The sequence below is a fragment of the Streptomyces sp. BE303 genome, assembly GCF_036290945.1.
Classification (GTDB): domain Bacteria; phylum Actinomycetota; class Actinomycetes; order Streptomycetales; family Streptomycetaceae; genus Kitasatospora.
In genome coordinates this window covers 75207-101815 of sequence record NZ_JAQYWZ010000751.1, presented here as the reverse complement: position 1 = coordinate 101815, position 26609 = coordinate 75207, and the positions used below count along the sequence as shown (strand labels likewise).

The 26609-nt window shown below is 73.7% G+C and carries 25 protein-coding genes and 1 pseudogene; 17 read left to right on the top strand and 9 right to left on the bottom strand.

The window, feature by feature from the left end:
- Window positions 1–45: 45 nt before the first annotated feature.
- Window positions 46–819 carry a response regulator gene (locus PUR56_RS22600; RefSeq protein WP_329950246.1) on the top strand — a complete coding sequence of 258 codons (774 nt, stop codon included), beginning with the start codon at window positions 46–48 and terminating at the stop codon, window positions 817–819.
- Between the two features lie 95 nt (window positions 820–914).
- Window positions 915–1271, top strand: coding sequence for a hypothetical protein (locus PUR56_RS22595; protein WP_329950245.1), 357 nt, complete (start codon window positions 915–917; stop codon window positions 1269–1271).
- A gap of 166 nt (window positions 1272–1437) precedes the next feature.
- Here the strand turns inward: PUR56_RS22595 and PUR56_RS22590 are convergent, their stop codons facing one another.
- Window positions 1438–1914, bottom strand: coding sequence for a DUF5959 family protein (locus PUR56_RS22590; RefSeq protein ID WP_329950244.1), 477 nt, complete (start codon window positions 1912–1914; stop codon window positions 1438–1440).
- 1242 nt (window positions 1915–3156) lie between these two features.
- Between PUR56_RS22590 and PUR56_RS22585 the strand changes: the two genes are divergently transcribed.
- The 7 genes from PUR56_RS22585 to PUR56_RS22555 all read left to right on the top strand — a co-directional run bounded on the left by PUR56_RS22585 (window position 3157) and on the right by PUR56_RS22555 (window position 9648).
- Window positions 3157–3576, top strand: coding sequence for a hypothetical protein (locus tag PUR56_RS22585; protein WP_329883812.1), 420 nt, complete (start codon window positions 3157–3159; stop codon window positions 3574–3576).
- A gap of 110 nt (window positions 3577–3686) precedes the next feature.
- Window positions 3687–4637, top strand: coding sequence for a hypothetical protein (locus PUR56_RS22580; RefSeq protein WP_329950243.1), 951 nt, complete (start codon window positions 3687–3689; stop codon window positions 4635–4637).
- Window positions 4638–4724: 87 nt separating this feature from the next.
- Window positions 4725–6737, top strand: coding sequence for a PE-PGRS family protein (locus PUR56_RS22575; RefSeq protein WP_329950242.1), 2013 nt, complete (start codon window positions 4725–4727; stop codon window positions 6735–6737).
- Window positions 6738–6975: 238 nt separating this feature from the next.
- Window positions 6976–7521, top strand: a complete 546-nt coding sequence (locus PUR56_RS22570; RefSeq protein ID WP_329950241.1) for a hypothetical protein — start codon at window positions 6976–6978, stop codon at window positions 7519–7521.
- 97 nt (window positions 7522–7618) lie between these two features.
- The gene (locus PUR56_RS22565) at window positions 7619–8362 is read left to right on the top strand and encodes a hypothetical protein (protein WP_329950240.1); all 744 of its coding nucleotides are present in this window, start codon (window positions 7619–7621) and stop codon (window positions 8360–8362) included.
- Window positions 8363–8397: 35 nt separating this feature from the next.
- Window positions 8398–8631: a DUF6458 family protein gene (locus PUR56_RS22560; RefSeq protein WP_329883806.1), complete on the top strand. Its 234-nt coding sequence runs from the start codon at window positions 8398–8400 to the stop codon at window positions 8629–8631.
- 492 nt (window positions 8632–9123) lie between these two features.
- Window positions 9124–9648 (top strand): STAS domain-containing protein, encoded by a 525-nt coding sequence (locus PUR56_RS22555; RefSeq protein ID WP_329950239.1) that lies wholly within the window; start codon window positions 9124–9126, stop codon window positions 9646–9648.
- A 39-nt stretch (window positions 9649–9687) separates the two neighbouring features.
- Here PUR56_RS22555 and PUR56_RS22550 read toward each other — a convergent pair whose 3' ends face one another.
- Window positions 9688–10656, bottom strand: a complete 969-nt coding sequence (locus tag PUR56_RS22550) for a helix-turn-helix transcriptional regulator (RefSeq protein WP_329883804.1) — start codon at window positions 10654–10656, stop codon at window positions 9688–9690.
- A gap of 301 nt (window positions 10657–10957) precedes the next feature.
- On the opposite strand from PUR56_RS22550, the gene PUR56_RS22545 reads away from it, so the two are divergent.
- Entirely contained in the window at window positions 10958–11494 is a 537-nt protein-coding gene (locus PUR56_RS22545) for a DUF6480 family protein (protein WP_329950238.1), read from the top strand.
- 59 nt (window positions 11495–11553) lie between these two features.
- Here the strand turns inward: PUR56_RS22545 and PUR56_RS22540 are convergent, their stop codons facing one another.
- Window positions 11554–11943: a hypothetical protein gene (locus tag PUR56_RS22540; protein ID WP_329883802.1), complete on the bottom strand. Its 390-nt coding sequence runs from the start codon at window positions 11941–11943 to the stop codon at window positions 11554–11556.
- Window positions 11944–12256: 313 nt separating this feature from the next.
- Here PUR56_RS22540 and PUR56_RS22535 point away from each other — a divergent pair, with 313 nt between their 5' ends.
- The gene (locus PUR56_RS22535; protein WP_329883800.1) at window positions 12257–12937 is read left to right on the top strand and encodes a hypothetical protein; all 681 of its coding nucleotides are present in this window, start codon (window positions 12257–12259) and stop codon (window positions 12935–12937) included.
- A 172-nt stretch (window positions 12938–13109) separates the two neighbouring features.
- Here PUR56_RS22535 and PUR56_RS22530 read toward each other — a convergent pair whose 3' ends face one another.
- Window positions 13110–13487 (bottom strand): cupin domain-containing protein, encoded by a 378-nt coding sequence (locus tag PUR56_RS22530; protein ID WP_329883823.1) that lies wholly within the window; start codon window positions 13485–13487, stop codon window positions 13110–13112.
- 353 nt (window positions 13488–13840) lie between these two features.
- On the opposite strand from PUR56_RS22530, the gene PUR56_RS22525 reads away from it, so the two are divergent.
- The 4 genes from PUR56_RS22525 (at window position 13841) to PUR56_RS22510 (ending at window position 20861) form a co-directional block, all read left to right on the top strand.
- Window positions 13841–14737: an RNA polymerase sigma-70 factor gene (locus PUR56_RS22525; protein ID WP_329883822.1), complete on the top strand. Its 897-nt coding sequence runs from the start codon at window positions 13841–13843 to the stop codon at window positions 14735–14737.
- A gap of 203 nt (window positions 14738–14940) precedes the next feature.
- Window positions 14941–15687 (top strand): SDR family oxidoreductase, encoded by a 747-nt coding sequence (locus tag PUR56_RS22520; RefSeq protein ID WP_329950237.1) that lies wholly within the window; start codon window positions 14941–14943, stop codon window positions 15685–15687.
- 506 nt (window positions 15688–16193) lie between these two features.
- Window positions 16194–16544, top strand: a complete 351-nt coding sequence (locus PUR56_RS22515; RefSeq protein ID WP_329883798.1) for a CU044_2847 family protein — start codon at window positions 16194–16196, stop codon at window positions 16542–16544.
- A gap of 9 nt (window positions 16545–16553) precedes the next feature.
- Window positions 16554–20861 (top strand): nSTAND1 domain-containing NTPase, encoded by a 4308-nt coding sequence (locus PUR56_RS22510; protein ID WP_329950236.1) that lies wholly within the window; start codon window positions 16554–16556, stop codon window positions 20859–20861.
- A gap of 69 nt (window positions 20862–20930) precedes the next feature.
- Here PUR56_RS22510 and PUR56_RS22505 read toward each other — a convergent pair.
- A pseudogene (locus tag PUR56_RS22505) lies at window positions 20931–21451 on the bottom strand (AraC family transcriptional regulator); the annotation flags it as partial.
- Window positions 21452–21777: 326 nt separating this feature from the next.
- Here PUR56_RS22505 and PUR56_RS22500 point away from each other — a divergent pair.
- Complete coding sequence (locus tag PUR56_RS22500; protein WP_329950235.1) at window positions 21778–23034, top strand: GNAT family N-acetyltransferase; 1257 nt, start codon at window positions 21778–21780, stop codon at window positions 23032–23034.
- A gap of 77 nt (window positions 23035–23111) precedes the next feature.
- Here PUR56_RS22500 and PUR56_RS22495 read toward each other — a convergent pair whose 3' ends face one another.
- From PUR56_RS22495 to PUR56_RS22480, 4 genes are all read right to left on the bottom strand, one after another.
- The gene (locus PUR56_RS22495; protein WP_329950234.1) at window positions 23112–23567 is read right to left on the bottom strand and encodes an SRPBCC family protein; all 456 of its coding nucleotides are present in this window, start codon (window positions 23565–23567) and stop codon (window positions 23112–23114) included.
- A gap of 175 nt (window positions 23568–23742) precedes the next feature.
- Complete coding sequence (locus tag PUR56_RS22490) at window positions 23743–24741, bottom strand: tyrosinase family protein (RefSeq protein WP_329950233.1); 999 nt, start codon at window positions 24739–24741, stop codon at window positions 23743–23745.
- Window position 24742: 1 nt separating this feature from the next.
- Window positions 24743–25078: a hypothetical protein gene (locus PUR56_RS22485; RefSeq protein ID WP_329950232.1), complete on the bottom strand. Its 336-nt coding sequence runs from the start codon at window positions 25076–25078 to the stop codon at window positions 24743–24745.
- 211 nt (window positions 25079–25289) lie between these two features.
- Window positions 25290–25694, bottom strand: coding sequence for a nuclear transport factor 2 family protein (locus PUR56_RS22480; protein WP_329883792.1), 405 nt, complete (start codon window positions 25692–25694; stop codon window positions 25290–25292).
- 215 nt (window positions 25695–25909) lie between these two features.
- Between PUR56_RS22480 and PUR56_RS22475 the strand changes: the two genes are divergently transcribed.
- Complete coding sequence (locus PUR56_RS22475; RefSeq protein WP_329883821.1) at window positions 25910–26305, top strand: MarR family winged helix-turn-helix transcriptional regulator; 396 nt, start codon at window positions 25910–25912, stop codon at window positions 26303–26305.
- Window positions 26306–26609 lie beyond the last annotated feature (304 nt).

Genomic DNA, 26609 nt, shown 5'->3' with positions numbered 1-26609 from the left:
CAACGCTTGTTGTCGCGGGGTCAAGCAGGGGCCTAGAGTGCGGATATGCCTGGCAAGAACTTCGTCCTGCGGACCACTCCGCAGGAGACGGCAGCGGTCGCGGACGCCGCGGTCGCCCACCTTGCGCGGCGTCTTGCTCTTCAGCTGCTGGAAGACCCCTCGCCGCCTGCGACGGACGGCCCGGCGCGGTCGCTGAGCCTGCTGCACCTGCTGGACCACCTTCAGCAGGCCACAGTACGGCTCCAGCAAGAGGCGGCGGCCGCCGCCGCCGGCGCGGGCGCCGGCTATCCCCAGCTCGGCGCCGCCTGCGGCATGACCCGCCAAGGCGCCCGCCGCCGGTGGCCGGGGCTCTTCCCCCACTCGAACGACAACCCTGCGGAGCAACCGATGATGACCTCTCCCGCCCGCCCCTTCGACGTCCTGCTCGTCGAGGACGACGCGGCCGACGCCATGCTCATCGAGGAGGCCCTCACCGAGCGGGGTACCCGCAACCTGATCCAGGTCACCGACGGGCTCGCCGCACTGGAGCACCTGCGCGCGCCCGACAGCGTACGCCCCGACCTCATCGTCCTCGACCTCAACATGCCCCGGATGAACGGCCGGGACCTGCTGAAGGTCCTGAAGGCCGACGAGGACCTGCGGACCATCCCCGTCGTCGTCCTCACCACCTCCTCGGCCCCGGACGACGTCACCGGCGCGTACAGCAGCCACGCCAACGCCTACGTGACCAAGCCCGTCAACCTGGAGGAGTTCGAGCGGGCCGTCCAGACCATCGACGCCTTCTACCTCGACACCGCCACCCGTCCGCCCCGCGCGTAGGCGCTCCCGGCCGGCGCCGTACACGCCGACGCCGGCCGCCGGTTCCCGAGCGGGCGGAGTGGCCCGTACGCCGCCGGGTAGGAGTGGAGCCGGGGGTGGTGGACATGGTGTCCGACGGCGTGTGGCAGGTGCTCGTGGAGGAGGAGTCCAAGAACACCTGGGGGGAGGACGACCACCGGTGGGGCCTGGCCGCCCGGCACCCGGCCCGCGATGCGGCGAACGCTCACGAACTGGCGGAAAGCCTGGCGCGGTCGTACGTGCCGAGCCTGCTGTCGGAGCGCAAGCCGTACCGCAGGCTGGTGTACCGGCTCGGCAGGGGCGCCTGGCTGGTCGCGCTGGAGTCGCACTCCGGCACGCTGCACGTCCGGATCGGTGTGGCCGAGCTGGTCGAGGTGATCGACCACCAGCCGCCCAAGCGGCGCACCCTGAAACAGTTCCTCGACCCGGAGTGACGACCGGCACGTGACACCTCCGAGCCTGGCGGGGCGGTGCGCCGGCGCAGAAGTCCGCACGTGGCAGTTCGGCGGACGGCCGTCCTGGGCGGCGACGCCCGTCTCGGGGCGCCCGGCAGACGACCCAGGGGCCGGGCCGCCTGCCGCTCCGAGGTCGGGCCAGGTGCTACCGGCGCCACACGAACACTCCGGGCGACGTCTCCACGGTCTCTCGCGGGAACACCCCGGACACGCGCGCCAGGAGGGCTCGCTGCTCCTCGACCCACCCGGCCGCCGGGGCCAGAGGGAGCTTGACCACCACTCCCGAGGACTCGGGATCGCCGACCGACACCCACATTCCGCCGTTCCGTGTCGGTTGGACGGTCAGCTCCGGACCGCGTCCCGAGTCCGGCCAGGAGGCGCTCCGCCCGCCGGCGAGCTCGTCGAGCTTCCTCTCCCAGTCCTCGACGTCGTCCGGGGTCAGCACCACCGGGAGGCAGCCGTGGACGACCTCGGTAGTGATCACGATCTCGCAGTCGAGCCAGTCGTGGCCCAGGAGAGCGCCCGGAGCACTCCGGCCCGTCACCCGCACGCTGACGCTCTGGCCACCGAGCCCGGGGCGGTCGGCCAGGCGGATCAGGTCGACGGACTCGGTCTCTTCCACGACAGCTCTCTTCCCTGCGGCGACATCGGCCCCGGCATCCTCTCCCGGCACACCGACGGGGGTGGACGGCGGGGCCCGGGCAGCGCGGGGACACCCCGAGGCGGTGCCGGACCGGGGCGACCGGTGACACGGGTGGCGTGACCCGCAGTGCCCGCTGTCCGCCGCGGGCGGCGACGGTCGAGCGGGCCGCATGCGACGCCCGGTTCTCCCCCGGCCGATTCAGCACCCCGCCCCTTTGGCGACCGCGCGGCCTGCCACGGGCGGGCGGCTCGCGGGATTCCTCGGCGAATACCGGGCGGGCACAATTCGGAGCACCCCGTTCCGGTTTTTCGCGGCCGTTCGGCCGGCCCGCGGTCGGGTTTCGATCCTTCGCCCCGCCGCCATCCTCGAATATCGGAATCCACTATTCCGGATTCACCGGGATTCCCGCCCCCGCATACTTCCCCGGCGGCGTCCGACAGAACGGATCGAATCCGACCCGGATCTTTTCGAGCCGGCCGCCATGTCCATGGCCGACCTTTTCGCCCCATAACCTTTTCCTGGAGGCCATGGAGGTCGAACCGGGATGAAGCCGCGTGAAATCGGCGGAACCGCGGCCGGCAAGAGGCACACGCCGCAGGATCCCCCCTCCAGGGCCGTCACGGCACGACGACCTCCCCCACCCGCACCCCCTTCCACCGAAGCCCGCGCAACGGCGCAGCGGGGACGGCGCAGCGGGGACGGCGCAGCGGTTACGACAGGCCCTGCGGACGCCGTGACGGCCCTGGGGCCGGCCGGCCGCCGGGGCACGGCCGCGGCGGGGCTCCCCTCCGAGCCGCTCCGGAAGCCGCTCCGTGGAGCCTCCGGATATGCCGTGGAATTTCCGGCGCCCGCGCCGGGACCGCCACTGCCACCCGGACCGCGTGATTCTTCCGCACTGCGGGCTAATCAGTGCGGGGCATATCCCCCGAAGCGGATCAGGTGTGGTCCAACAAGAAACAGGGGAACAACGGGCCGAATCCCCCGGCGACCGAATCCCGGGCGTCTCACAGTAGGACGTGAAATATTCTCAAACCCCACGTCAGCGGGTCGGCGACGGTTGAGACGTCTCAAGGAGGCCGGTTTCCCTTGGATCGACCCCACCCCTCGGGCAGAGTCGTCAATCGCCGGGCGGAAATCGGCCCGGACATGGCCAGGCAATGACCTCGCTCCCGATAGCGGGAGCGCAGGTAATTCCTTGTCCACCCACCGAAAGGCAGTGACATGACAAAGAAGATGGCGGCCGCCGCGCTGGCCGCGGTCACCCTCGGCACGGTGCTCCTGGGCACCGCCGGACCGGCTCTCGCGAGCAGCGGCGGCTGCGTCACCGGCGACGCGTGTGTCTACTACAGCCCCAACCTGCAGGGCGCCAAGTTCGGCAAGGGCGAGGGCGGCAACTACGACGGCTACTTCGGTGGCGGCGGGGCCGGCAACGGCCAGGCCGTCGTGAACAACGCCGCCTCCGTGCAGAACCTCGACCACTCGTGGAACCTGCGCGTCCACTACCGCGAGTACAGCATCCGCAACTCCGGCCCGAACCAGTACGTGCCCCACGACCAGTGGGTGAACCTGGGCGCGGTGCCGTGGAACGGCGGCTCGGTCAACATGCGCAACAACAACCACTCGCAGAGCTGGGAGCGCTGACCCGGCCCTGACCGGGTGCCGGGCCCCCTCCCCGGGGGGCCCGGCACCCGGACCGGCCCCACCCCCGAACGCCCGCACCACCCAGCGGGCCGGTTCCCGAGGAGCCCGCCATGACATCCCTCCGCCGTTCGCTGCCCGCCCTGCTGCTGGTCCCCCTGTTCCTCCTCGCCGGCTGCGCCTCCCGCCCCGCCGCTACCGAGGCCGCGCCCACCTCCTCCCTCGCCCCGATGGAGCCGCCGGCGATCGGGGACGTCCCCCTGCTGAACCGGGTGTACGACCGGACGCTGCCCATCGAGGCCTACCTGCTGAGCGGGGAGCAGTTCCGGCAGTACGACGCGGCGCAGACCGTGCTGGTCGCCCGGTGCGTGCGGGGGTTCGGTCTCGACTACACCCGCCCGGACGGAGCCGGGGCGTCCGCCGAGACCCAGACCACCCACCGGTACGACCCGATCGAGATCGCCGACGTCACGGTGAACGGCTACCACTCGCCCGACCCCGACCGCGGGAAGAAGCCGACCGGAGCGCCCTCCCTGAGTGCCGACCTCACCACGGTGCTCGGCTCCGGCCTCGGGCCGGACGGCAAACCCGCCCCGGGATCCGCCTCCACGCTCCGCGGGAAGCCGCTCCCGCCCGGCGGATGCATCGGGGCCGCGCAGAAGGAACTGACCTCGCGCGGCGGGACCGGCCGGGACGCCGACGTCGCGGTGGGGATCAACTACGAGGGCTTCGAGCGCTCGATGAAGGACCCCCGGGTCAAGGCCGCCTTCCAGGACTGGTCACGCTGCATGGCCGACCGCGGCCACTCCTACGCCACGCCCGGGGACGCCCTGAAGGACCCGCGGTGGGCGGCCACCGCCAGGGCGACCGCGGAGGAGATCGCCACGGCCACCGCCGACGTCGAGTGCAAGGCCCGGACCAACGTGGTGGGGACGTGGTTCACCGTCGAGACCGCGTACGAGAACGAGCTGATCCGGCGGCGCCTGCCGGAGCTGACGGCGGTGAAGGCGGACAACGAAGCCATGCTGGAACTCGCCCGGTCCGTGACGGCCTCCGGCAGCTGAGACGGCGCCGGGGGCCGCACCGTCCGGCCGCACCTTCGCGGTGGCCCGTCGACCGGTCCCGGCCGTCGATCGGCGAGGATGGCCGCCATGACGAGTGCGAACGCCGAGCTGCCGGAACTGCCCGACCTCCCCGACCTTCTCAAGCGGGCCGGTTTGGAGACCATCAGCGACCGGTCGGACCCGGAGGCCCTGACACCGTCGGCCGCCTGGCGTCCCGTGCTGTCCGGCGAGGTCGAACCCGCCACGACCGTACGACTCGACCGTCCCGACGCCGTCGTCGCACTGAACGCGCGGTGGCACCGGTTCGCCATCGAGCACGGAATCCTCGGCGCGGACGGCGCGTTCCTGATCGACGTCCCCGGCTCGTCCGGCAGTTGCGGCTGCCGCCACTGGACCAGGGTGCGCCTCACCGAGGACTGGGACCTCGCCGGCGTCCTGGGCGCCCCCCGCGGGCGGCCCGCCTTCCTGACGGCCTCGCCGGACGGCGGCACCCTGCTCGGTGTGACCTCCGAGGACGCGATCGCCCGGCTGGTCGCCGTGGAGCGGGTCCGTGAGCGTCAGGAGACCTCCGCCGCGCGGGAGGTCACCGAGACGGCCGAGGAGCGCGCCGCCGCCTGGACGTCCCTGGTCGACGGCCCCGGACCGTCCGAGGCGCTGGGCCGGGCGTGGACCGACGGCCTCGGCCGCAACCCCGCCCTGCCCGAGGACCTGTACGAGGACCTGGTGGATCGCACCGGGTGGATCCTCTACCGCCGGATGCCCGCGAAGGCCCTGGCGAAGGCACTCGGCCACCCCGACCGAGCCATCCGCATCTCCACCCTCGAACACCAACCCGGCCTGGGCCCCGAACACTGGGCCCAGGTGCTCCGGGACGCGGGATCCACCCGGACCCGTTGGGTCGTCACCATGCTGGCGGCGGAGTACGGCAGGGAACTCCCCCCGGACACCTGCCGACAGCTCGCGTCCGACTCCCAGGCCCGAGTCCGCGCCGAGGCCGCCCGGCTGCCCGGGCTTCCCGCCGACCTGCTCGCCGACCTAGCGGCCGACCCCGACCCGACGGTCCGGGCCGCCGCCTGCCGCCGGGCCTGGCCCCACCTGGACGGCCCGGCCCGCGAGGTGCTGCTCACCGACCCCGACGGCAGGGTCCGCACCCACGCGCGGCACCGGCACCACATCGACCACCCCCTCACCCGCGCCGTGTTCGACGCCGAGGACGGCCTGGACACCGACGCACTGCAGACCTGCCGACTGGACCGCGACCTCGCCGGGCACCTGGCCCGCCACGGCGCCGCGAACCAGCGCCGCGCCCTCGCCGACAACCCTCGGCTGGACCCTGACCTGGTCGACCTGCTCGGCCGAGACCCCGACGAGGCCGTACGCCACCGGGTGGCCCTGCGCCACGACCTCACCGAGGAACAACGCGCCGCCGTCGTGGTCGCGTTCGACCCATCGGCCCATTCGTCGGCACTCGACTGGGTCGTGGCCCTGCACGAGGATCCCGACGCCATGCGCCGGCTGGCCGCCTCCGGCCACCCGCTGATCCGGCGGAGCGTCGCCCGGGCCCGCCGCCTTCCGTCCGACGTGGTCGATCGCCTCGCCCGTGACGAGGACCGCGTGGTCCGGCTCTTCCTCGCCGAGTCCTGCGACGACGCGCCGGCCGACATGCTGATGAGCGTGTGGCAGTGGTGGACCGGCAGCCTCACCCGTCCCGACCGACCGCTCGGCCACCCCAATTTCCCCCGCACCGACCTGCTGCGCCACGCCGACGACCCGAATCCGCGGATGCGGAGGCTCGCGCTGGAGGACCCGGCCTCGACAGCCGGGCTGGTCGAGCGGTTCAGCCGGGACGCCGACCCGGAGGTGCGGTACCGGGCCGCCACCGACCCGCGGCTCGGGGCTGCCTCGGCGGTCAGGCTGCTCGACGACCCGAACCGGCACATCCGGCAGGCCGCCGCTGCCCACCCCGGGCTACCGGCACGGGTCCTGGTCCGGCTGCTGCTGGACTCCTGCACCGCGGCCGAGGCCGCCGCCCAGCCCGCACTCCCGGCCGAGGTCATGCGCCGGATGGCGGCCGGTCCCACCGGCGGCCCCCTGTCGTGACGGCCCGCGTCGCCGATCCCGAGCGCCCCGCAACCCTCCGGGCCCGGCCCCGCCGACGCCCTGACGCGGCGTCGGCGGCCCTGGCGCCGGCTCCGCACCCGGCGGGCCCCTCCGGGCCCGCGACCACGGTCCTTGTGCCACCGGGAGTTTGAGCCCGGCGGATCGGGCAAGACGGGCCCTCGGCAGGCCACCCGGCGCGGAGCCGGGCAGGGCAGCACCGAGGGAAGGGACCCGGAGAATGGAACCCGGCTACATCGCCATCGCCGCACTGCTCGTGCTGGCCGCACTGCTCGCGGTCGTGCTGCCACGACTGCGCTCCCGCAGGCTGCATGCCCGCTTCGGACCCGAGTACGACAACGCCGTGCTGGGCCACGACGGGCAGGTCCGGCTCGCCGAGCAGGAGCTCTCCGACCGGATCTCCCGCCACCGGAGCCTGCGGATCACCCCGCTCGACGCCGCCGACCGCGATCGGGCGGCGGCCGAACTCCAGGGCCTCCAGGCGCTGTTCGTCGAGGACCCGCTGCGCGCGGTCGCCGAGGCCGACAGCCTGCTGGACACCGTGCTCGGCCGCATGGGGTACCCGGAGAAGGGCCGGCTGGAAGCCGTCTCCGTCGACCACCCCGCCGCGCTCGCCCGCTACCGCACCGCCCGCCGGACGCTGGTCCGCGCCCAGGGCGGCGAGGCCGGCGACAGCGAGGCACTGCGAATGGCCCTGATCGCGGTCCGCGACCTCGCCCAGGAGCTGCTGCACCGGACCCGCCAGGGCGCACTCGCGACGCGCTGACGCCCCGCGCCCGACGCACTCCGCGCCCCGCGCGCTCCGTTCCCGACGCACCCGACGCACCCGACGCACCCGAAGCACTCGAACGAGGAGGACCGTCATGACGGACACCCGGCACACCCATCGCGCTCCCGCCCTGCCCGCGGAGCCGCCCACCGCCGTACCGGACGTGCCCCCGACTCACGCCGCACCGCCCGCCGCACCCGGCACGGCCCCCGACGGCCGGGCCCGGCTCGCCGTCGCGCAGACCCCGGTGCACCTGCCGCACGACGCAGCCGACCACACGCCGGGCCGCGCACCGGAGCAGGTCCCCGGGGGGACCCCGGCCGGGCCGGACCGCCCGGCCGCAGGCGCCGCACCCGCCGAGCACGTACGGCCCGCGCACGACCGGCCCGCGCACGGTGCGGCACCCGCCCACGACGTGGCCGCCCGCAGTACCGACGCCGCCGCGGCTCCGGCCGGGGCCATGACGAAGGCCGACCCCGGTCCGCAGGCCGGCGCCCACACCGCCACGCACGCCGGAGCCCACGGCGCCGCCCGGCCGACCCCCGGCGGCTGGCTGGACCGGCAGCGGGTCGAGGTGATCGCCGCCGAGTGGGGCGCCGTGCAGGCCGGGTTCGTCGACGACCCCGCCGGCGCCGTCACCCGCGCCGACGACCTGATCGGCCGGACCGCCGACCAGGTGGCCGAGGCGGTGGCGCAGCGCCGCGCGGCCCTGCGCCCGATGGTCGACGCAGCCGCCAAGGGATCCGGCGGGTCCGGCACCGGGGCCGGGTCGACCGAGGAACTCAGGCTCGCCATGCGGGACTTCCGCAGCGTCCTGGACCGCCTGATCGCCTCCTGACCGGACACCGGTCAGCTCGGAGAAAGGACAGACCTGTGGGAATCGGCGGATGCATCATCCTGTTCGCGGCCGGCGCCATCCTCACGTTCGCCGTCGACTGGGAGCTCTCCGGTGTGAACGTGGACGTGGTCGGCATCATCCTGATGGTCGCCGGACTGCTCGGAATCGCGGTCTACGCCCGGGCGCTGCGCCGCCGGCGGGCGCTCGGCGGCTCGCGCGTGGTCCAGGAGCCCATGGTCGAGGAGCGACGCTACTTCGACGGTCCCTGAACCCGCGGTTCCGGGACACCTGGGCAAGCCGACGGTTGACGGCGCACCCCTACGGCGGCCCGGTCCGCAGTGGACCGGGCCGCCGCCTCGTGGCCCGTGCGGGCCGCGTGGGACCGGGCCCCTTACCCGGTGCCTCCGCAGCCGTGTCCCACCGTAGGGAGCAGGCCCTCCACGGCCGCCACCCCACCGCTGTTCGCGGTGGGGTGGCGGCCGGCGCCGTGCGCGGGTCCTCACGGCCACCCGCTCAGCGCCCGCGTTCGAGCCGGTCCGTCCACGTCGTCCCCGGAACGGCGGACTCGGATCGCACCGCCCCTGCCCCGACCTGCCCGCGCCGCAGTCGGGCCGGCGTGCTTCGACGGGGGCCACCGCGCGGCGCCACTCGATCGCCCCGGGTTTGCGGGGCCCTCTGAACCCTCCGCACGCCTCTGAACCCGCCGCACGCCTCTGAACCCGCCGCACGCCGCGACGCCCGGTCCCGGGCCGCGGAGCCGGGTGCGCCGGGATACCTCGACGGCACCCGTACCCACCGGACGCAGCGGCCCGGGGCCCCGGTTTCGTTTTCCGGCCGGCCTAGGGGCCGGCCGGCTTCGTTCCCGGTGCTGCGAGGAGCGCCGGGGCACGGCACAGTGGGGCGGAGCAAGCGTCGGCCGTGTTCAGGAAAAGGCAGCAGTGGAATCCGGACTTCGCATCACCCGCCGTCAAACCGCGCCCGGTGTACGGCAGGTGGCACTGGACGGGTATGCCGACATGGACACGGCCGCCGTCCTGCGCGCCGCCCTGGAGGACGAGTTCGGTGCCACCCCCTTGCCGACGACCCTCGTCGTCGACTGCGGGGAGCTGAGTTTCTGCGCGTCGGCCGGACTCAACGAACTCCTCCGAGGCCGGCTGACCGCCGCCGGCCTGGGCGTCACCTTCCAGGTGGCCTCACCTCGGGACCAGCTGCGCAGACTGCTGCACCTGACGGAGACCAGCGCCCTCCTGGGGGTGCGGCCCGCCACCGAGTCCACGCCGTCCTGACCGGCCGCTCGCCGCGAACCGGCTCCCGGCCGCCCGCAGTCATCGTCGGCCGGTACGGTCCCCGTGGAGCGTGAGCGAGGGCGCCCGGCCGTACGCCCTGCGGTACATGTCGGCGAAGCGGCCCGGGTGGGCGAACCCCCAGCGCATGGCGATCTCCGTGACGGTCGCACCGTCGCACGGGTCCGCTGCCGCGAGGTCCGCGTGCGCCCGCTCCAGGCGGACCCGGCGCAGATGGCCGAGGGGTGTGGTCCCGGCGTGGCGACGGAACGCGTACTGCAGTGCGCGCGGGGTGACCCTGGCGGCGGTCGCGATGTCCGCGAGCGTGAGGTCGCGGTGGGCGTTGTCGTCGATGAACGCGACCGCCCGTCGGAGCGTGCCGCTGCCGGCGTCGCGGGTGTCGACGCGAGCGGGCGCGGTCCTGGCGGTGTGGGGCAGCGCGGACAGCACGGCTGCGGCCAGGTGGTGCGCCGCGGTGGAGACGACCAGGGCGCCCGGGGAGGACCCCGCATCGTTCAGCACGGCGTCCCGCAGGTAGAGGACCGCGGCGGTGAGCCGGTCGTTCCCGTCAGCGGTGGTCGCCCTGGGGGCCGTCAGCCTCACCGGCCCCGGCCCGGCCGTCCCGCCGGCGACGGCCATCCGGTCCAGCAGGACGGTGTCGAACATCGCGATGGTGTAGCGCGCTGCCCGCACCTCTCCCTGGTACGGAAGGTCGGGCTGGGCAAGGAGAAACGTCTCCCCCGGGCCGAACACCGTCTCGCGGCCACCGGTCCGGTCCACGAGCGTACCGGCGTGCATGCTGATCAGGCAGACCTTTCCGAGGCTGCCGGCGTCGTACCGCATGTCGTAGCCGAGCACGAGGCGGTCCACGCTCAGCGACCCCATCGCTCGCCGGCTGATCCGCACCCGGGCGTCGCTCACCGACCCCCCGATCCGCATCGGCGTGTACGCGGATGAGAGGAAGGCTTCCGTAGCGTCCAGGTTGCCACTGCGAAAGTCCAAGCTGTCCATGTGCCCACTCTCTCGCACCCACCGCGTCCGGGTGAAGTACGCGCTACGCCCGCTCCGGCAGGGTACGGCCCGAACCCGGCGGGGCACCTCCGGGGCCCGGCGGAAGCCACGGGGCGGACGCGCAGATCAGCGCCCTCGTCAGCGGCGACGGCGCACCCGGGCGGGCGGGCCGGCGGTCGGGCCGGCGGTCGGGCGGGCCGGCGGCGGCAGAACTCCCCCGCACGATTGATTCGCATACATTCGGGTAGACGTGCCGGGTGACGTGGACGGCGCAGCCCGCCCACGGGACGGGAGGCCGATCATGGCGACAGCAGGTTCGCAGACGCCCCGGGGTTCGCGGACGCCCGGGAGCCTGGAGCGACCCGATCTGCACGCGAGGGCCGCGGCCCTCGGATGGTCGGTGGAGGACGCCGCTCCACGACCACGGAGGACCCTCCGGTTCGCGCGGTCCGGCCTCGCCGTGGAGTCGTTCTTCTCGGACGACGGCAGATTCCTCTTCACCCGTGTCCACGGGCCTGCCGGGCCGGGCGAGGAACTCGACCTCCTGTCGACACTCGCCTTCCTGGAGCGCCACGGGACCGGGGCCGACGGCGGGCGGGTCCGGGGCGGAGCCGCTTCCGCCGCGGCCGCCACACGGTCGGGCGACGACACCGCCCGGCCGGCCGCCGGCCCGACTCCCCAGGAGACGCCGCCCGCGGAGAGCAGCACCACCGCCGGCATCTCCACCCCGGAGTCTCCGGAGTTGCGCCGGGCGTGGGGCCCGTGGCCGATCATGGTGGTCGCGGTCTTCGTGGTTTGCGTCGTGCTCTTCTTCGTCGCCCGGATCGCGGGTTGGTGAGGAGGGCGTGTGGCACCGGTCGCGCACCGCCCGCGGCGCCGGAACGGCCTGATGCGGCGTCAGCCCCGAACGGTGTACGAGGTCTTCTCCGCCAGGGTGCCGTTGCGGAAGCAGAACCGGAAGACGATCACGTCGTCGTTCCGCTCTGCGGATTCCGTGGAGAGCAGGCGCAGGCACCCGGAACCCTCGGGCACGGCCGGTTCGCCCCTGCTCAGGTCCTCGGCGAGGATCCTGGTGAAAAAGCTTTCGCCGTCCGGCAGTTCGCGGCGGACGTCCGCCTCCGGGGTGCCGACCTGGACGGCGTCGTACTCCTTCCCCTCGATGAAACCGTCGCGGTAGTTGCTGTAGAGCAGCCAGCCTCCGAGGGCGAGGAGAACGAGGAGGAGCACCCCGATCACCCCACAGCCGATCAGGCAGCCGTTGCGTCGCTTGGTCGTCGTTTCGTGCATGGGGACCACTGTCGCGAGGGGCCGTGGCGAGGGGCTGTCTCCGAAAGTCTCGCGTGTGATCGACTTCCGGTGCGATTTTCCGACCTCGGCCGACCAGCCGGCCGGTCGGCACCTGCGGGCGCGGAGCCTCCGGACCGGGGGTGGCCGCCGGAAATCACGAAACCGGAGGTGCCGCCCCACCCTCCACGGCAGACTGGACACCCTGGCGTCGGAGCCTCTCGGCGGCCCCTGGGAGGTCCCGGCACCGGGTTCCACCGACCGACTTCGACTCCGCCGACACCGATGCCGATGCCGATGCCGAGGAGTCGTGATCGTGGAGAAGTTCGTTCCGAGGTTCCAGGGCGCGCCGTGGCCCGACGGCGCCCGCGTCCTGCACGTCTACGCCGTCCCGGACGTGTGGAGCAACCGCCCGCTGGCCCGCCTGGTCGGCGCGTGCCGAAGCGAGATGAGCTCCTACCCGATCACCCCGATCGGTGACGACACGCTGCACTGCACCGTCGAGATGATCGCCGACACCACCGCGGACAGGATCACGGCCGACGAGCGCGACGACCTCGTCGCCGCCCTGCACAGGCACGTGGCCGCCACGGGCCCGCTGGAGGTCACGGCCGGCTCCCCGATCGCCAACCGCTTCGGCGCGTTCCTGGACCTGGCCCCCGACGACGGACTCGTCGAGCTGCGCGAGCGGGTCCGCGACGCGATCCGCGAAGTCCGCGGGCCCGGCGCACTGCTCCACAACGGCGGCCGACACCACATCTCGCTCGGCTACGCCTGGGCCGAGGCGTCCTCCGACGCGTTGCAGACGGCGCTGCGGAGCCTGGCACCGAGCCACGCGCGCCTCCGCTTCACCGGCCTCCGCCTGCTCGACGTGCAGTTCCGCCTGTCCCCCCGGCCGGACGGCGAGTCGGCCTGGGAACTCTCCTGGGAACCGGTCGCGGACATCCCCCTCGCAGGTGGTTCCGGGGACACCCCGCCCTCGCGGACCGCCGGCTGACTCCCGCTCACCGGCCCGCTCCCGTGTCGGCGGCTCCCCCCTCCGCCACGACGACGGCGAACCGTCGGGCGCGGATGCTGCCGGGGCCCTCGCAGCGCCGGCCCGACGTCGCGCGGGGCGGTCACGGCTGGCCGACGGACCAGCGGGCCGACGATCGCGGCACGCCGACCGGTCAGCGGTCCCCGGTCGGCCGGGGCGCACGCAGGTGCACGCGCTTCTCCAGTTCGTCCTGGTCGACCAGTTCGAGCATGGGCTTGCCCGGCGCGCACATCATCGTCACCACGAACCGGGTCCGGGCGTCCGTCAGCGCGTTGCCGTCCTGGTAATGGATCACGTCACCGCCCGGCTCCCAGAACGTGCCGCCGGCCTCGACCACCCGCTCGGGCTCGCCTTCGAGTTCGAAGCGGACGGCGCCTTCGACGACGTACCCGAAGGCCGGCCCCGAATGGCGGTGCGGCGGAGTGCCGGGGTCGCCGGGTGCCCACTCGATGTGGACGGTCATCGCCGAGGCCCCCTCGGGGACCGTGATCGGCGAGGCGTCCTGCAGCATCGTCGCCGCCCTCGTCCAACCCTCCGACGCGCCACCGTGGTCGGCTCCGTTCGCGTGCCCGTGCCCGTGCGCCGTGTCCTTGACCGTCATTGCCTCGTACCCCTCCGTCGGTTCACCGTTCCGGGGGCGGCGCACCGTCCGGCGGAGGCCCGGCCGCCGCGCTCCCCAGCCGTTCGACGACAATGACCGGACACTCCCCGGCGTTGTGACACGGACGTCCGCAGGTCGCGAACGACCGCTGACCACAGGGGGTTTCAGCTCGGACCGACCCTCAGGACGATCTCTCCCGACCGCGTGCGCACCGTACTCGAACGGCTTGTACCATGAGGCCCTCACGGCTGGAAGGGACGATCATGGACGCCGGCGCCGACGCCAATTCGCTCGACCGGGCGGCGAAGGACTTCCTCGCGATACGCCCGCGACTCTTCGGCATCGTCTACCGGGTGCTCGGCAGCACGGTCGAGGCCGAGGACATCGTCCAGGAAGCATGGGTGCGGTGGCAGAACACCGACCGCGCGGAGATCCTCGAACCCGCCGCGTTCCTGGCCACCGTCACCACCCGTCTGGCCATCAACTTCGCCCAGTCCGCCCGGGTCCGGCGCGAGTCGTACGTCGGTCCGTGGCTGCCCGAGCCGGTCAACACCGGCGCGGATCCCCAGGTGGGGGCCGAGCGGGCCGAGGCGCTCGAACTGGCCGTCCTCCGGCTCCTGGAGAGGCTGAACCCGGTCGAGCGGGCGGCCTACGTCCTCCGGGAGGCCTTCGACTACCCCTACCGGCAGATCGCGGACATCCTGGAGACCAGTGAGGCCAACACCCGTCAGCTGGTGAGCCGGGCGCGCAAGCACCTGGCCGCCGCACGCCGGGAGCGTGTCAGCTCCGCCGAGCACCGGCGCCTTCTGGAGGTGTTCCTCAGCGCCGCGCAGACGGGCGACCTCGCGGTGCTGGAGAAGGTGCTGGCCGCGGACGTCGTCAGCTACTCCGACGGCGGAGGAACGCGCGGCGCGTCCAGGATCCCGGTCGTCGGGCGTCTCCCCGTGGCCAGGTACCTGGTGGCCTTCGCCCCGCGGTTCTGGCCCGGAACGGAACTCCGGTGGGTCGAGGCCAACGGCCGGCCTGCCGTTCTCATATCGTCGGCCGGGGCCACCACGGCCCTCCTCTGCGTGGACGTGTCCACCGAGGGGATCGAGACGATCATGTGGTTGATGAACCCGGCCAAGGTGTCGCCCTTCGTGGCGTCCCTGGACGGCTGAGGTCCCCCGGGGCGCGCGTCGCGGTCGCGGTGACCGGCCGCGCTGCGCTCCCCGGGGGATTCCGGAGATTCACCCGGGTGCCGCGTCACAGATCAGCCGGCCGTCCGGTCTACCCGTGTGGGGCGGGACCGGCCGGTGCGCGCGAGCGGCCGATCGGACCGCCCCGGACAGGTCAGAAGGATCTCCGCGAGAGGATCACCCCCATGAAGGTCGTAGTGATCGGTGGCACCGGACTCATCGGCTCGAAGCTGGTCGCCAGGCTCGGCGAACACGGCCACGAGGCGGTGGCGGCCGCGCCCAACACCGGCGTCGACACACTGACGGGCGAGGGCCTCGCCGAGGTCATGGAGGGCGCCTCGGTCGTGGTCGACGTGTCGAACTCCCCCTCGTTCGAGGACGAGGCCGTCCTGAGGTTCTTCCGCACCTCGACCGCCAACCTCCTGAAGGCCGAGGCGAACGCCGGCGTGACCCACCACGTCGCACTGTCCGTGGTCGGCACCCGGCTGCTCCAGGAGAGCGGCTACTTCCGTGCCAAGCAGGCGCAGGAGGAGCTGATCACAGCCGGTGGGATCCCGTACTCCATCGTCCACGCGACGCAGTTCTTCGAGTTCATGAAGGGCATCGCGGATGCGGCGACCGACGGCGACACCGTGCGCCTGGCCCCCGTGAGGATCCAGCCCATCCACTCCGACGACGTGGCCGCCGCCGTGGGCCGCACGGCCGTCGGCAGCCCCGTCAACGGCATCGTGGAGGTGGCCGGACCCGAGGCGTTCCGGCTGGACGAGCTCATCCGCAAGGGGCTCGCGGACAAGGGTGACCCGCGCACGGTCGTGGCGGACCCGGCCGCCCCCTACTTCGGCGCCCGGCTTCAGGAGGCCACCCTCCTCCCGGGCCCCGACGCCCGCCTCGCGGAGACCCGCTACACCGACTGGCTCGCGCAGCAGGGCTGAGTCCGCTCGGGGTGGCCCTGTCGCGAGGGCCACCCCGGCCCGGCCACGCCGACCGCCGGACGGACTCCGGGCGGACGCCGCCCACCGGTCGGCACCCAGGGGCTGCCGGTCTCGGGCCGCGGTGCGGCCGGCTCCTCGCTCGGCGCACCCGATGCGCCCCGCGATGAGGAGCAGCACGGCCGGAATCAGGCCGCGCGGGAAGCCGGACGGTTCGAGGACCCAGGCCCCGCCGAGCACCCACGCGCCCAGGGGCCGGCCCCGGTGGGACGGTACCTGCCGGTTCTCGACCCCGGCTCCGACCGAGGTCGACGCGTCGGCCCCTGGTAACTGCGCGGTGAGCGGGGGGCGGTGGGCGGTGGCGGGAGGACCGTCGCGGTCCGCCTCCCGGTGGTTCCGATTCGGCCATCCCCGCGCACATCGCTCGCGGTCTTGCCGCAACTCCCCATGGTCATGGGAAAGTTGCCGGGCAACCGGGAAACCGGACAACGGGGGAAGGTGGTCGGAGCATGGGTACCGAGGTGCGTACGGTCGAAGTCCCACTGGGGGACGGTACCGACGGGGTGCTGCGCGTGCAGATCCGCGAGGTGGACGAGTCGCTGGCGAGGGTCGGGCGCGGCGGTGGCGCCGTCGCGCGGGCGTCGCGCTCCTTCGGGGAGATGCTGGACGGCATCCGGCCGGTCGCGGACAGCTTCGTGAGCCGGCTGGGCGGTCTCGTCCACCGGCCGGACGAGATCACGCTGGAGTTCGGGGTCTCCCTGTCGGCCGAGGCGGACATCGTGATCGCGAGCACCGCCACCGAGGCCAACTTCTCGGTGACCCTGACCTGGAACTCCCCAGCGCCGCTCGACACTCCGTAAGGGGCCGGGATGACCGTCGCGAGCGGGTCCGCGAACGCGGACGCCGCGCTGGGCTCCGCCATCGTCCGCGTCACGGGCCCCGACGGAACGGTCGGCGGCGTCGGGTTCCTCGTGGCCCCGGACCTGGCCGTGACCTGTGCCCATGTCGTCGCCGACGCCCTGGGCCTGCCGCGCACGCAGGTCCGGGAGCCGCAGGGCACCCTGACCCTGGACCGGCCCCTGTCCGGCGCTGCCGGCCGGGCCGGGGCGGGAGTGACGTACTGGGTCCCGTTGCGGGCCGACGGCACCGGGGACATCGCCGTCCTGCGACTGGCGGCACCGATCCCCGGCGCGACCCCGCTGGCCATGGCCTCGCCTGCGAGCGTGTGGCAGCACCCCGTACGGGTGGCGGGATTCCCCGCCGTCTCCCCCGGCGGCGTGTGGCACGCCGGGCGGCTGCGCGGCGCGACCGCCGAGGGGTGGGTGCAGCTCTCGGGCGCCGACCAGCAGGGCGTCAGCGTGGACAAGGGCTTCAGCGGCAGCCCCGTCTGGGACGAACAGGCCGGGGCCGTCGTCGGGATGGTCGTGGCCGCCCAGCTATCCGGAGCCCGGCAGAGCTTCATGATCCCCACGCAGACCCTGATCGCGGAGGTCCCGCCGCTCGCTGCCGTCCTCACCCCCGCCTCCCCCTTCCGGGGCCTGGGCACCTATCAGGAGGCGGACGCCGAGGTGTACTTCGGCCGCGACGGCGAGGTGGCGGACGTGACCGCCCTCCTCGACTCCGGCCCGCGGACCTGCGTGGCCGTCGTCGGCCCCTCGGGCTGCGGGAAGTCCTCCCTGGCCCTGGCCGGAGTGGCGCCGCGGATGCGTGCGCGGGGCTTCGAAGTACTCGTGGTGCGCGCCGCCGACGGGATCCCCGTACGCACCGCCCTCGCCGCGGAACTCGCCCGGCTGGCCCGGCCGGAGCTGCGCGCCGGACCGGCGGGGCCGCGGTACCTGGAGGAGTCCCTGATCCGCCACGGCCTGCCGGTCACCGCCCGGCTCGCGCTGGGCGAGCGCGCCCAACGCCTTCTCGTCGTCCTCGACCAGGCCGAGGCGGTCCTGCCCGACCCCCGGCGCGCGGACGACCTCACCGTGGGACTCCTCTTCCCCGAGCCGCGCCCCCCGGGGCTGCGCGTACTCGTCACCCTCCGGGCCGACTTCATGGAGGCGGCGCTCTCGCACCCCGTGCTGGGACCGGCCCTGGACCGGGCCGCCGTCCGGCCGCTGCTGCCGATGTCCCGTGCCCAGATGTCCGAGGTGATCCTGCGGCCACTGGCCCGCATCCCCGCCTTCTCGTACGACCCCGGGCTGGTCGCCCGGATGCTCGACGACGCCGGCACCGGGCCCGGTGTCCTGCCCCTGCTGGGCTTCGTCCTGGCGCGACTGTGGGACGAACGGGCCCTGGGCCGCCTGAGGTTCACCGCGTACGAGGAGATCGGCGGGGTTCGCGGCGCCCTGGGCCGCCACGCGGAGGCCGCCTGGCGGGACGGCATCGCGGAGGTCGACCGGGAGGAGGCCCTGCGGCTGCTCACGGCGCTGGTCAGGCTGATGCCGGGAGGCGAGGCGCCGCTGCGCGGGGTGCTGAGCCGGGCCGAGGCCGGGGAGGGGCGGTGGCGGATCGCCAGTCGGCTCGCGGAGCGGCGGATCCTGGTCGTCGGCGGGGATCCGGAGCGCGGCCAGACCGTCGAGCTGGCCCACGAGGCGCTCATCGGCGCCTGGCCCACCCTGGCCCACCAGGTGGCGCAGGACCGGGAGTTCCTCACCTGGCGCGCCGGCTTCCGCCACGACCTCGACCGCTGGCGCGAGCTGGACCAGGCCCGGGACCAGCTCCTGACGGGCGCACCGCTCGACACTGCCGTCGCCCAGGTCCGGGCCCGCATGAGCGAACTCTCGATTCCCGAGAGGGAGTTCTACGAGGCAAGCCTGGCCCGGCGCACCGAGGAGGCCTCCCAGGCCCGCTGGGCCAAGCGGCGCAGGAAGGCGGTGATCTGCCTCCTGAGCGCCCTGCTGGTCGTCGCCGGCACCTTCTGCTGGATGTTCTACGGGGCCAACGACAAGCTCGGCGAGGACCTGCGGCGGGCCGCCTCCCCGCAGCTCGCGCAACTCGCGGGCCGGCTCGACGACGTGTCGCTCACCACCTCGGCCCTGGTGAGCGCCGCCGCGTACCGCACGGACCCGGCCCCCGAGGCACAGACGGCCCTGTTCGAGCAGTACGTCCGCATGCGGCACGTCGAGCAGATCGTGCTGGAGGGCAAGGGCGAGGTCCGGGACACGTTCATCAGCGAGGACGGCAAGCACGTCACCGTCGGCCTCCACTCCGGCGACCTCCTGGGGGTGGACCTCACCACCGGATCGCCGCACCTCTCACAGATCCGAACGGGGGTCGTCCGGCTGGTCACGGCCTCGGCCGACGGCCGCACCGTCGCGACCTCCACCCCCTACGGTCTCGTCACGGCGGGCACCCGTCAGACCGACGGCAGCTGGCGGACGGTGAAGCTGCGGGACACCGCGCAGGCCCGCGACAACGCGCGGGCGGCCTCGGACATCCGCTTCGACGCCCCGGGGCAGCGGCTGCTCGCAGCCGTCCCCGGTGAAGGGGTCTCGGTGTGGGAGACGGCCACGGGATCGCGGGTCGGCGACACCCTCGTACCCCCGGCCGGCTGGAACGCCTCGCACGCCTGGTTCGGCCCGGACGGTGCCACCGTCATCGGCCGGATCGTCCCGGAGGGCGCAGCCGCCGGCGCGAACGGCAAGCTGGTGCGCTGGCAGCTGTCCGGCGGCCTCCGGGACGAGGAGACCTGGGGCAGCCAGGAAGTCGGGCAGGTCACGGTCAGCGCGGACGGCTCCACCCTCGTGCGGTGCACCGCCAACGGAGTCCTCCAGGCCTGGGACCTGACCGGGCAGCCGAGGGTGAAGAAGCAGTACAGCACCAGCCAACTGGGCCTGGTCTGCCCGCTGTACGTGCCCCGGCTCGACCGGACGGGACGCTTCCTGCTCAACCCCGCGCAACGGTTCGGGGCCGGCCTGGGCCGGTACCGGTTCCTGGTGCTGGACCTCCAGGAGGGACTGCCCGCCACGCTCGATCTGCCCGCCCCCGCACAGCAGGACGAGTTCGTCGCGGGCTCGACCGCGCTGCCGGCCGTGAGCCTCGCCGGTCCCCCCGACGCGATGAAGGTCGCGGTCAGCGCGGGCGGCACGGTCGTCGTCGCCCGGGTGCCCGCGCCCACCGGCTTCGACAGTGCCATGCTCACGAGCCTGATCCGCACCGTGGACGTGGACCACGACCGTGTCGCCAGTGTCGACGCGGACGGCAGGACCCTGCGCCTGTGGGACCTGAAGACACGCCGCCAGCTCGCGGCCCTGCACCCCTCCGCCCCACTCGCGCGCAGCTACCCGATGTTCAGCCCCGACGGCAGGCGGCTGCTGACCGTCACGACCGACGGCCTCGGTGTCCTCGTCTGGGACCTGAGGCCGCCCGGCACCGGCCCCGGCACCGAACTCGCCGAGGTGCGCCGCCTGGTGCTGCCCGCTCCCCCGGGGATCGATCCGGCGGGCGTCGATCCCCGCACGGGCCGGACCCCGGCCTGGGTCAACGTCTGGTTCGACGGCGACGACCACGCCGTGGTCTCGGCCGTCTCCTACGTGTCCCGTTGGGACCTCCGGTCCGGCGCGCAGGCCGGGAAGCCGTACCGGCCGTCGGTCCAGGAGCCGGTCGACCTGTCGGCCGCGGCCTCCACCGTCTTCGGTGTGGCCCGCGCCGGTCACCACCAGGCGGCCGTCCGCTCGGGGGGAGACGAGATCCAGATCTGGGACTTCAAGGAGGGCAAGGTCGTCGAGAGCTTCGACTCCGAGAAGGGCACGCCCCGGCAGATGACCTTCGACCAGACGGGCCGGCTGCTGGCCGTGGTCACCACCGACGAGGTCCTCAGGATCCGCGACATGGACAAGCACACGTGGCGGACACTGGCCTACCAAGGCGTTCAGTGGCTCAACGGCTTCCCCACCCCGTCCCGGCTGAGCACCGTGGCCACGGCCAACTCCTTCACCTTCTGGGACGTGGGCAAGGGCACGGAGCTGTACCACTTCTCCCCCGGCTACGGGGCGACGGGCGACTGGTCGGCGGACGGCAGCCGGCTCGCCTGGTCCGAGGGCTCGTCCGTGGAGGTGCTGCCGCTGGACCCGGAGTCCTGGCGCCGACGCGCGTGCGACCTCGCCGCCCGCGAACTGTCCGAGGCCGAACGTGGACTCCTCCCGCCGGGCAGCCGCCCCGACGCCTGCACGGCACCGGAGAAGTGACCCCCGCGTCCCGTCGGGGCACCGGCCGGGCCCGGGGGATCCGTCACGCTCCCCACACGGGCGCTGCACGGCCGGCCAGGCGCGGTCGCCCACCGTCAGGAACGGCTCGCCCAGCACGGCGGCCGGGGTCGTGCCGGTGAACGCCATGACGTCCCGATGGAGGTGGGACTGGTCGTATTCGGCCGCCAGGTGGTCGACCCGGACGAGGCCCCGGCCGGCGACGATCCGGTCCCAGGCCCACACCACCGCCGGGTCCACCGGCGACCGTCCTTCGAGTCGGCGGGCGAGCAACGCGTCCGTGCACGCGAAGCGGTCTTCCCACGACGGGATCTCGCCCAGTTGCTCGCGAATCCGTGACGCCTCGCGGCCCCACACCTCGTCCAGGGAGACCAGGAAACCGGCCAGATCGGCCGGGCAAGCGCCCAGGACCCTGCCCGCGACCACGGGGGACAGCCGGACCTGGACGCACTCGACGTGTTCGCCCCACGCCCGGGCCGCGCCTCCGGAACCGAACCCGGGCCCGGCGACGAGACTTCCCCGTACCGCCGCCCGGCGCCGTCCACCACGATGGACGAACCCGCCCCGAGCTCCTCGGTCACCCCCCAGCTTGCTCGATGGACTGACGGGACTGCCCGTCACCACCTCACCGAGAGCGCCCGCCGGTGGTGGGAGGATCTCGACTCCGGTACCCGGATGTTCACTTGGTGGTCCGGCTCCGAAAGAGCGCGACAAGCCGCGTGCGCGGAGCTGAAGGTCTAGCTGACCGCTCGGGCTCCCTCCGTTGGACGCTAGATGATGATATGACCAGCCCCGGGGGCAGGCCGTAATTCGCTTGCCCCGGCGGTGGATAGGCGCTGCACTGTGGCCGGGCACCACGGCTCGTGGTGCCCGGCATCCCGGGGAGGCGGCGGCGGCGATGGAGATTCGTTCCACGAGCGACGAGGACCTTGACGTCTTCGTCGACACGGTCCATGCCTCGTTCGGACGCTTCCCCGAGACCCCGGTCGAGGGCGGCGGGCTCTGGTGGTCGGCGATCGACATGGACCGCTGCCTGCTCGCCCTGGCGGAGGACGGGCGGCCCGTCGGCACGGCCGCCACGCACGCCTTCGAACTCACCCTGCCCGGTTCGCACCTCGTCCCGGTCGCCGGTGTGACCGCGGTCGGCGTCCTGCCCTCGCACCGGCGCCAGGGCGTGCTCGGCGCGATGATGCGGCATCAGCTCGCCGGGTTGCGGGCAGGCGGGGAGTTCCTCTCGGTCCTGCTGGCCTCCGAGGCCCCGATCTACGGCCGGTTCGGCTACGGGCCGGCCACCTACACGCAGCGGCTGACGGTGCCGCGCCACCGGGCCGCCCTCGCGCTCCCCCGGGCGCACGGGCGGGCCGACGCGTCGGCGAACACCTCGGGTACCACCTCGGGTACCGCCTCGGACACCGGCACGGTCGAGCTCCTGCGGCGCGCCGAGTGCGGCGGGATCCTGGAGGAGGTGTACGACCGGTACCGCCGCGCCCAGCCCGGCGCACTGTCCCGGCCGCACCGCTGGTGGGCCCTGCGCGCGGGCCAGCCCCCGGTCTCGGCGGCGCCGCGCCACGTCGCCGTCCACCGGAACGCCGACGGCGTCGCGGACGGGTACGCCAGCTACGCGCTCGGCGAGCCCGACACCTTGACGGTCGACGAGACCGTCGCCACCGATGACGCCGCCTACACGGCCCTGGCCCGGTTCGTGCTCGGGCACGACCTCGTCACCCAGGTCGTGTTCAAGCACTTCCCTCCCGAGCACCCGCTGCGCTGGCAGCTCGCCGACTTCCGCGCCGGCCAGGTGAGCGGCGACACCGACTGGCTCTGGGTGCGGCTGCTGGACGTCCCGCGTGCGCTGGCCGCGCGCGGCTGGTTCGCGGACGGCGAGCTCGTCCTCGACGTCCACGACCCGTTCCTCGGCGAGCACGGCCGCTACCTGCTGACCGCCCGGGACGGCAGGGCCGTCTGCGTCCCGACGGACGGAGAGCCCGACCTGTCCCTGGACGTGCGCGACCTGGGCTCGGTCTACCTCGGCGGCACCGCCCCGAGTACGCTCGTGCGGGCCGGACACGTCCGGGCCCACCGCCCGGACGCGGCTGCCCGTGCCGACGCCCTCTTCCGCGCCGAACGCTCCCCGCACTGCCTGCACTGGTTCTGACCGCGCTCGCCGCCCCGCGCGTGACAGCACCGCGCATGGCCGGCCCGCAGCGGTCCGACGTCAGGCGCTGTCCGGCGTCAGGCGCTGTCCGGCGCCGGCCGGGGGCCACCCTCGACGCCGTGATCCTCTATGAACTCCTTGAAGCGACGCAGGTCTCCCCGCACCTGCCGGTCGAGCACACCCAGCTTGTCGGCGGCCTTCTCGGCCAGCCCGTTGGGCTGGAAGACCATGACCATCCTCACCCGCGTCCGGCTCGTGTCGAGCGACTCGAAGTCGACCGTGCCGGAGTGCTTCACGGTGTCGCCGGTGGTACGCCAGGCGACCCGCTCGTCCGGCGCCCGCTCGACGATCTCGGTCTCGAACTCCCGGAGCAGTCCGGCGATTCTCACCCGCCAGTAGGCACGGCGGTCGTCCAGCTGCCTGACCTCCTCCACACCCTCCATGAACTGCGGGAAGTCCTCGAACGACGCCCACTGCTCGTAGACGACGCGGACCGGCACGTCCACGTCGATCGACTCCTCCACCCTGCTCATCGCCACACCTCCACACCGCCCCGCCCGGCCGGCCCGCACACGACCGCCGGACGAGGAATCCGCTGACGGCACCACTGTCCATCCTGTCCCTCCGCCGAGCGGCGGCAACCCGCCGACCCGCGGGCGAACCGGCCCCGATGCCACGGACGGACCGGGGCCGCGGGGCCGTCACCGGTCAGGGCAGGACGTCATAGGTGCAGACGGCGGAGAAGTCGAGCACGGATCCCGGCGTCGCGTGCGCCCCGAGCGGCGAGACGATCCGGTCGTCGATCCGCTCGCCCTGGAACCGGTTCGCCGGGAAGCTCATGTCCGGGGAGTAGATCCGGCCGTACCGCTTCATCCAGCCCTCCCAGATCCGGTCCACGTTGCAGTGGTGCAGGTAGAACGCGGGGTCGTTGGGGGACGTACCGAACGCCATGTCCCCGCTGATCCACACGTGGACCTGGTTGTGCATGTGGACCGGACGGACGGGATCGCTCGGGATCCAGCCTTCGAGCAGGTTGCGGAAGCCCCGCGAGGACACGTTGAAATCGAGGGTGTCGTAGCGGGCCGCCGGCCCGCTGCCGCTCGGCGGCGCGTAGGCGAGCGTGCTCTTGACCTCGGTGCCGGTCGGCAGGGCGGGCCAGTCCACGGCGAGGAACCGGCTCAGGCCGCGGGGCGGGTCGGCCTGGACGGGCATCCCGCCGGGGTCGCTCTCGATGCGGACGGCGAAGGTCGCCGGATCGGCCGGGTCGAACGCGAACCTCCCGGTGCTGACGGGGTCGCCGTCCCCTCCCAGGTAGTGCTCGGTGAAGACGGTCGCGTCGGTGGGCGAGCCGAGGTCGCCGTCGGCGGCCCAGTCCCAGTAGGGCAGCGCGAAGCCCGGCTTGTCCAGGATCTTCTGGATCTTCGCCTCCAGCAGGCCGAGCATCACCCGGTGCCACGGGAGGAAGATCGGCCCGGCGTGGGCGGCGTTGCGGTCGTCGGGGTTCCCGCCCGGTGGGATCGGGGTCATCATCGTCCAGCAGTGCCAGATCACGAACTGGTCGTAGGTGTGCACGGGGGCGGCCGGCCCCGGGACGCCGAGTTGCTGGGTGGTGAAGCCGCTCTCCTCCTGTTTGAGTGCGAGGACGCCCTCGATGTAGTCGTCCCGCGCGGCGGCGTCGGTGAGGATGTTCCTTCGGACGACGGACATGTCACGGGTCCTTCGGGAAGTGCCTGGGGTACTTGCGGATCAGCGTCCGGACCGTCTCCACCGCCGAGGTGAACTGGTAGGCCGGCAGGCCGTGGCAGGACAGCGAGCCGTCGTCGTGCACGTTGAGCCCGACCGCGAGCGGCCGGCCGTCCACGGTGATCTCGTACGAGGTGACGATCTTGATCTTGTGGCCTTCGAACTCCACCTCGCGGACGGAGGACGCGTGGCCGTGGTGGCCCATGTGGTCGTGCGCGGGCTTGATGCTCGCGAGGTGGTTCCCGAACGTTTCCGGGTCGATGGCGGCGGCCAGGTCCGCCGAGGTGATGGTCGGATCCATGTCAGCATCCCGGGAGGTTGCGGTACGGGCGCGCGACCGGAGTGCGAGCGCCCTCTCCCTCTCACCATCCCGCCGGAACGGGAGCCGCGCAGCTCGGTCACCCGGCGGCCACGCAGCGTGGCGGCCGGGCCGGGGAACCGGGGCGACGGTGGTGCGACCGGTTGCCGTCCGTGCGCGAGCGGCCCTAGCCTCCGCGACGGGTGCGCGGGGTTCAGCGCGCGGAGCCGAGGTCCCGCTCGGCCTCGGGCCCGTCGAGGAGGAGGGTGGTCTCCTCGATGCGCCGGAAGCGCCCGCACGGGCCGTACTCGCCGAAGAGGTAGACCTCCATACGGACCCGGGTGCCGTCGGTCTTGACGACGTCCACGGTGTGGCGGTCGGCGGTGAGGTTGCCGGCGTGGAACTCCTCGTGGACCTCCAGGGTGCCCGAGGCGACGACCCCGCGCAGGTGGCGGATGTGGTCGACGAAGGCGGCCCGGTCGGCCCAACTGCCGTCGGTGCGCTGGCGGTAGTCGGGGGTGAAGTGGCGGTCGACGGCGGTGTCGAGGTCGAGGCCGGGGGTCAGGAGCAGGTCGGTCAGGGCGGCGGTGATGGTGGTGTGCGAGGCGGTGACGGACATGGCGGTTCCTTCCACGGACCAGGAGTGCGTGCGTGCCGCACGCTTACGGAAGGACTGTACCCCAGAACGCGTGCGCCGCGCACGCTAGGATAGGGGGCGTGAAGGACACCCCCTCCCCCAGGCCTGCCACCACCCCCGACGACACCTCCGACACCCCCGACGCCGCAGCCGTCGCCGGTCTCGGTGACGCCGTCGCGGACGCCCTCGCCACCCTCCTGCGACGCGGCACCCGCACCACCCTCTACCACCGCCTCACCGAGCACCTCGGCGAAGCGGTGGACGAGGTCACCTACCCCGTCCTCAGCGGCCTCGGCCGCACCGGCCCGCGCAGCGCCGCCGACCTGGCCGTCGAGATCGGCCTCGACCGCTCCGGCGTCAGCCGCCGCGCCACCCGCCTGGAGGCGGCGGGCCTGCTCCGCCGCCAGCCCGACCCCCACGACCAGCGCGCCACCCTGCTCGCCCTCACCCCGGACGGCGAGCGCACCGTCGCCGAAATGCGCCGCCGTCTGGCCGACAGTATCGAAGCCACCCTCGCCACCTGGCCCCCCGCCGAGGCCGGGATCTTCGCGCGCGCCCTGCAACGCTTCACCGAACAGGGCCCGTTCAGCTGACCCGGAGGCACGGACGGGACCGCCCGGCACCCGGACGTCCGCGCGTTCGGGGCTCACCCGGAGCAGGCGTCGACGAGAACGGCCGGCCCTCCCCGGCCGGTCGATGCCCGGCGCGACGCCGACCGGCTGCGCGCGGGGCCGGCCGGAGGAGCAGCGTTCGTTCCCGGCGCGGCCTCAGGTCCGCTCCCGCCGACGGGAACCGGGCCTCGACGGGAACCGGGCCTCGACGGGCTCCGGGAACTCCCGGCAGACCGGCGGACGAGGTGGCCGGAAGCGGTGATCGTCCGACCGACCTCGTCGTCGT

Coding starts and splice junctions, on each gene's coding strand:
- PUR56_RS22600 (WP_329950246.1), top strand. CDS start 46: ATGCCTGGCAAGAACTTCGTCCTGCGGACCACTCCGCAGGAGACGGCA.
- PUR56_RS22490 (WP_329950233.1), bottom strand. CDS start 24,741: ATGTCCGTCGTCCGAAGGAACATCCTCACCGACGCCGCCGCGCGGGAC.
- PUR56_RS22580 (WP_329950243.1), top strand. CDS start 3,687: ATGACATCCCTCCGCCGTTCGCTGCCCGCCCTGCTGCTGGTCCCCCTG.
- PUR56_RS22530 (WP_329883823.1), bottom strand. CDS start 13,487: ATGCTGCAGGACGCCTCGCCGATCACGGTCCCCGAGGGGGCCTCGGCG.
- PUR56_RS22520 (WP_329950237.1), top strand. CDS start 14,941: ATGAAGGTCGTAGTGATCGGTGGCACCGGACTCATCGGCTCGAAGCTG.
- PUR56_RS22545 (WP_329950238.1), top strand. CDS start 10,958: ATGGCGACAGCAGGTTCGCAGACGCCCCGGGGTTCGCGGACGCCCGGG.
- PUR56_RS22570 (WP_329950241.1), top strand. CDS start 6,976: ATGGAACCCGGCTACATCGCCATCGCCGCACTGCTCGTGCTGGCCGCA.
- PUR56_RS22485 (WP_329950232.1), bottom strand. CDS start 25,078: ATGGATCCGACCATCACCTCGGCGGACCTGGCCGCCGCCATCGACCCG.
- PUR56_RS22495 (WP_329950234.1), bottom strand. CDS start 23,567: ATGAGCAGGGTGGAGGAGTCGATCGACGTGGACGTGCCGGTCCGCGTC.
- PUR56_RS22480 (WP_329883792.1), bottom strand. CDS start 25,694: ATGTCCGTCACCGCCTCGCACACCACCATCACCGCCGCCCTGACCGAC.
- PUR56_RS22510 (WP_329950236.1), top strand. CDS start 16,554: ATGACCGTCGCGAGCGGGTCCGCGAACGCGGACGCCGCGCTGGGCTCC.
- PUR56_RS22500 (WP_329950235.1), top strand. CDS start 21,778: ATGGAGATTCGTTCCACGAGCGACGAGGACCTTGACGTCTTCGTCGAC.
- PUR56_RS22540 (WP_329883802.1), bottom strand. CDS start 11,943: ATGCACGAAACGACGACCAAGCGACGCAACGGCTGCCTGATCGGCTGT.
- PUR56_RS22585 (WP_329883812.1), top strand. CDS start 3,157: ATGACAAAGAAGATGGCGGCCGCCGCGCTGGCCGCGGTCACCCTCGGC.
- PUR56_RS22575 (WP_329950242.1), top strand. CDS start 4,725: ATGACGAGTGCGAACGCCGAGCTGCCGGAACTGCCCGACCTCCCCGAC.
- PUR56_RS22565 (WP_329950240.1), top strand. CDS start 7,619: ATGACGGACACCCGGCACACCCATCGCGCTCCCGCCCTGCCCGCGGAG.
- PUR56_RS22550 (WP_329883804.1), bottom strand. CDS start 10,656: ATGGACAGCTTGGACTTTCGCAGTGGCAACCTGGACGCTACGGAAGCC.
- PUR56_RS22515 (WP_329883798.1), top strand. CDS start 16,194: ATGGGTACCGAGGTGCGTACGGTCGAAGTCCCACTGGGGGACGGTACC.
- PUR56_RS22525 (WP_329883822.1), top strand. CDS start 13,841: ATGGACGCCGGCGCCGACGCCAATTCGCTCGACCGGGCGGCGAAGGAC.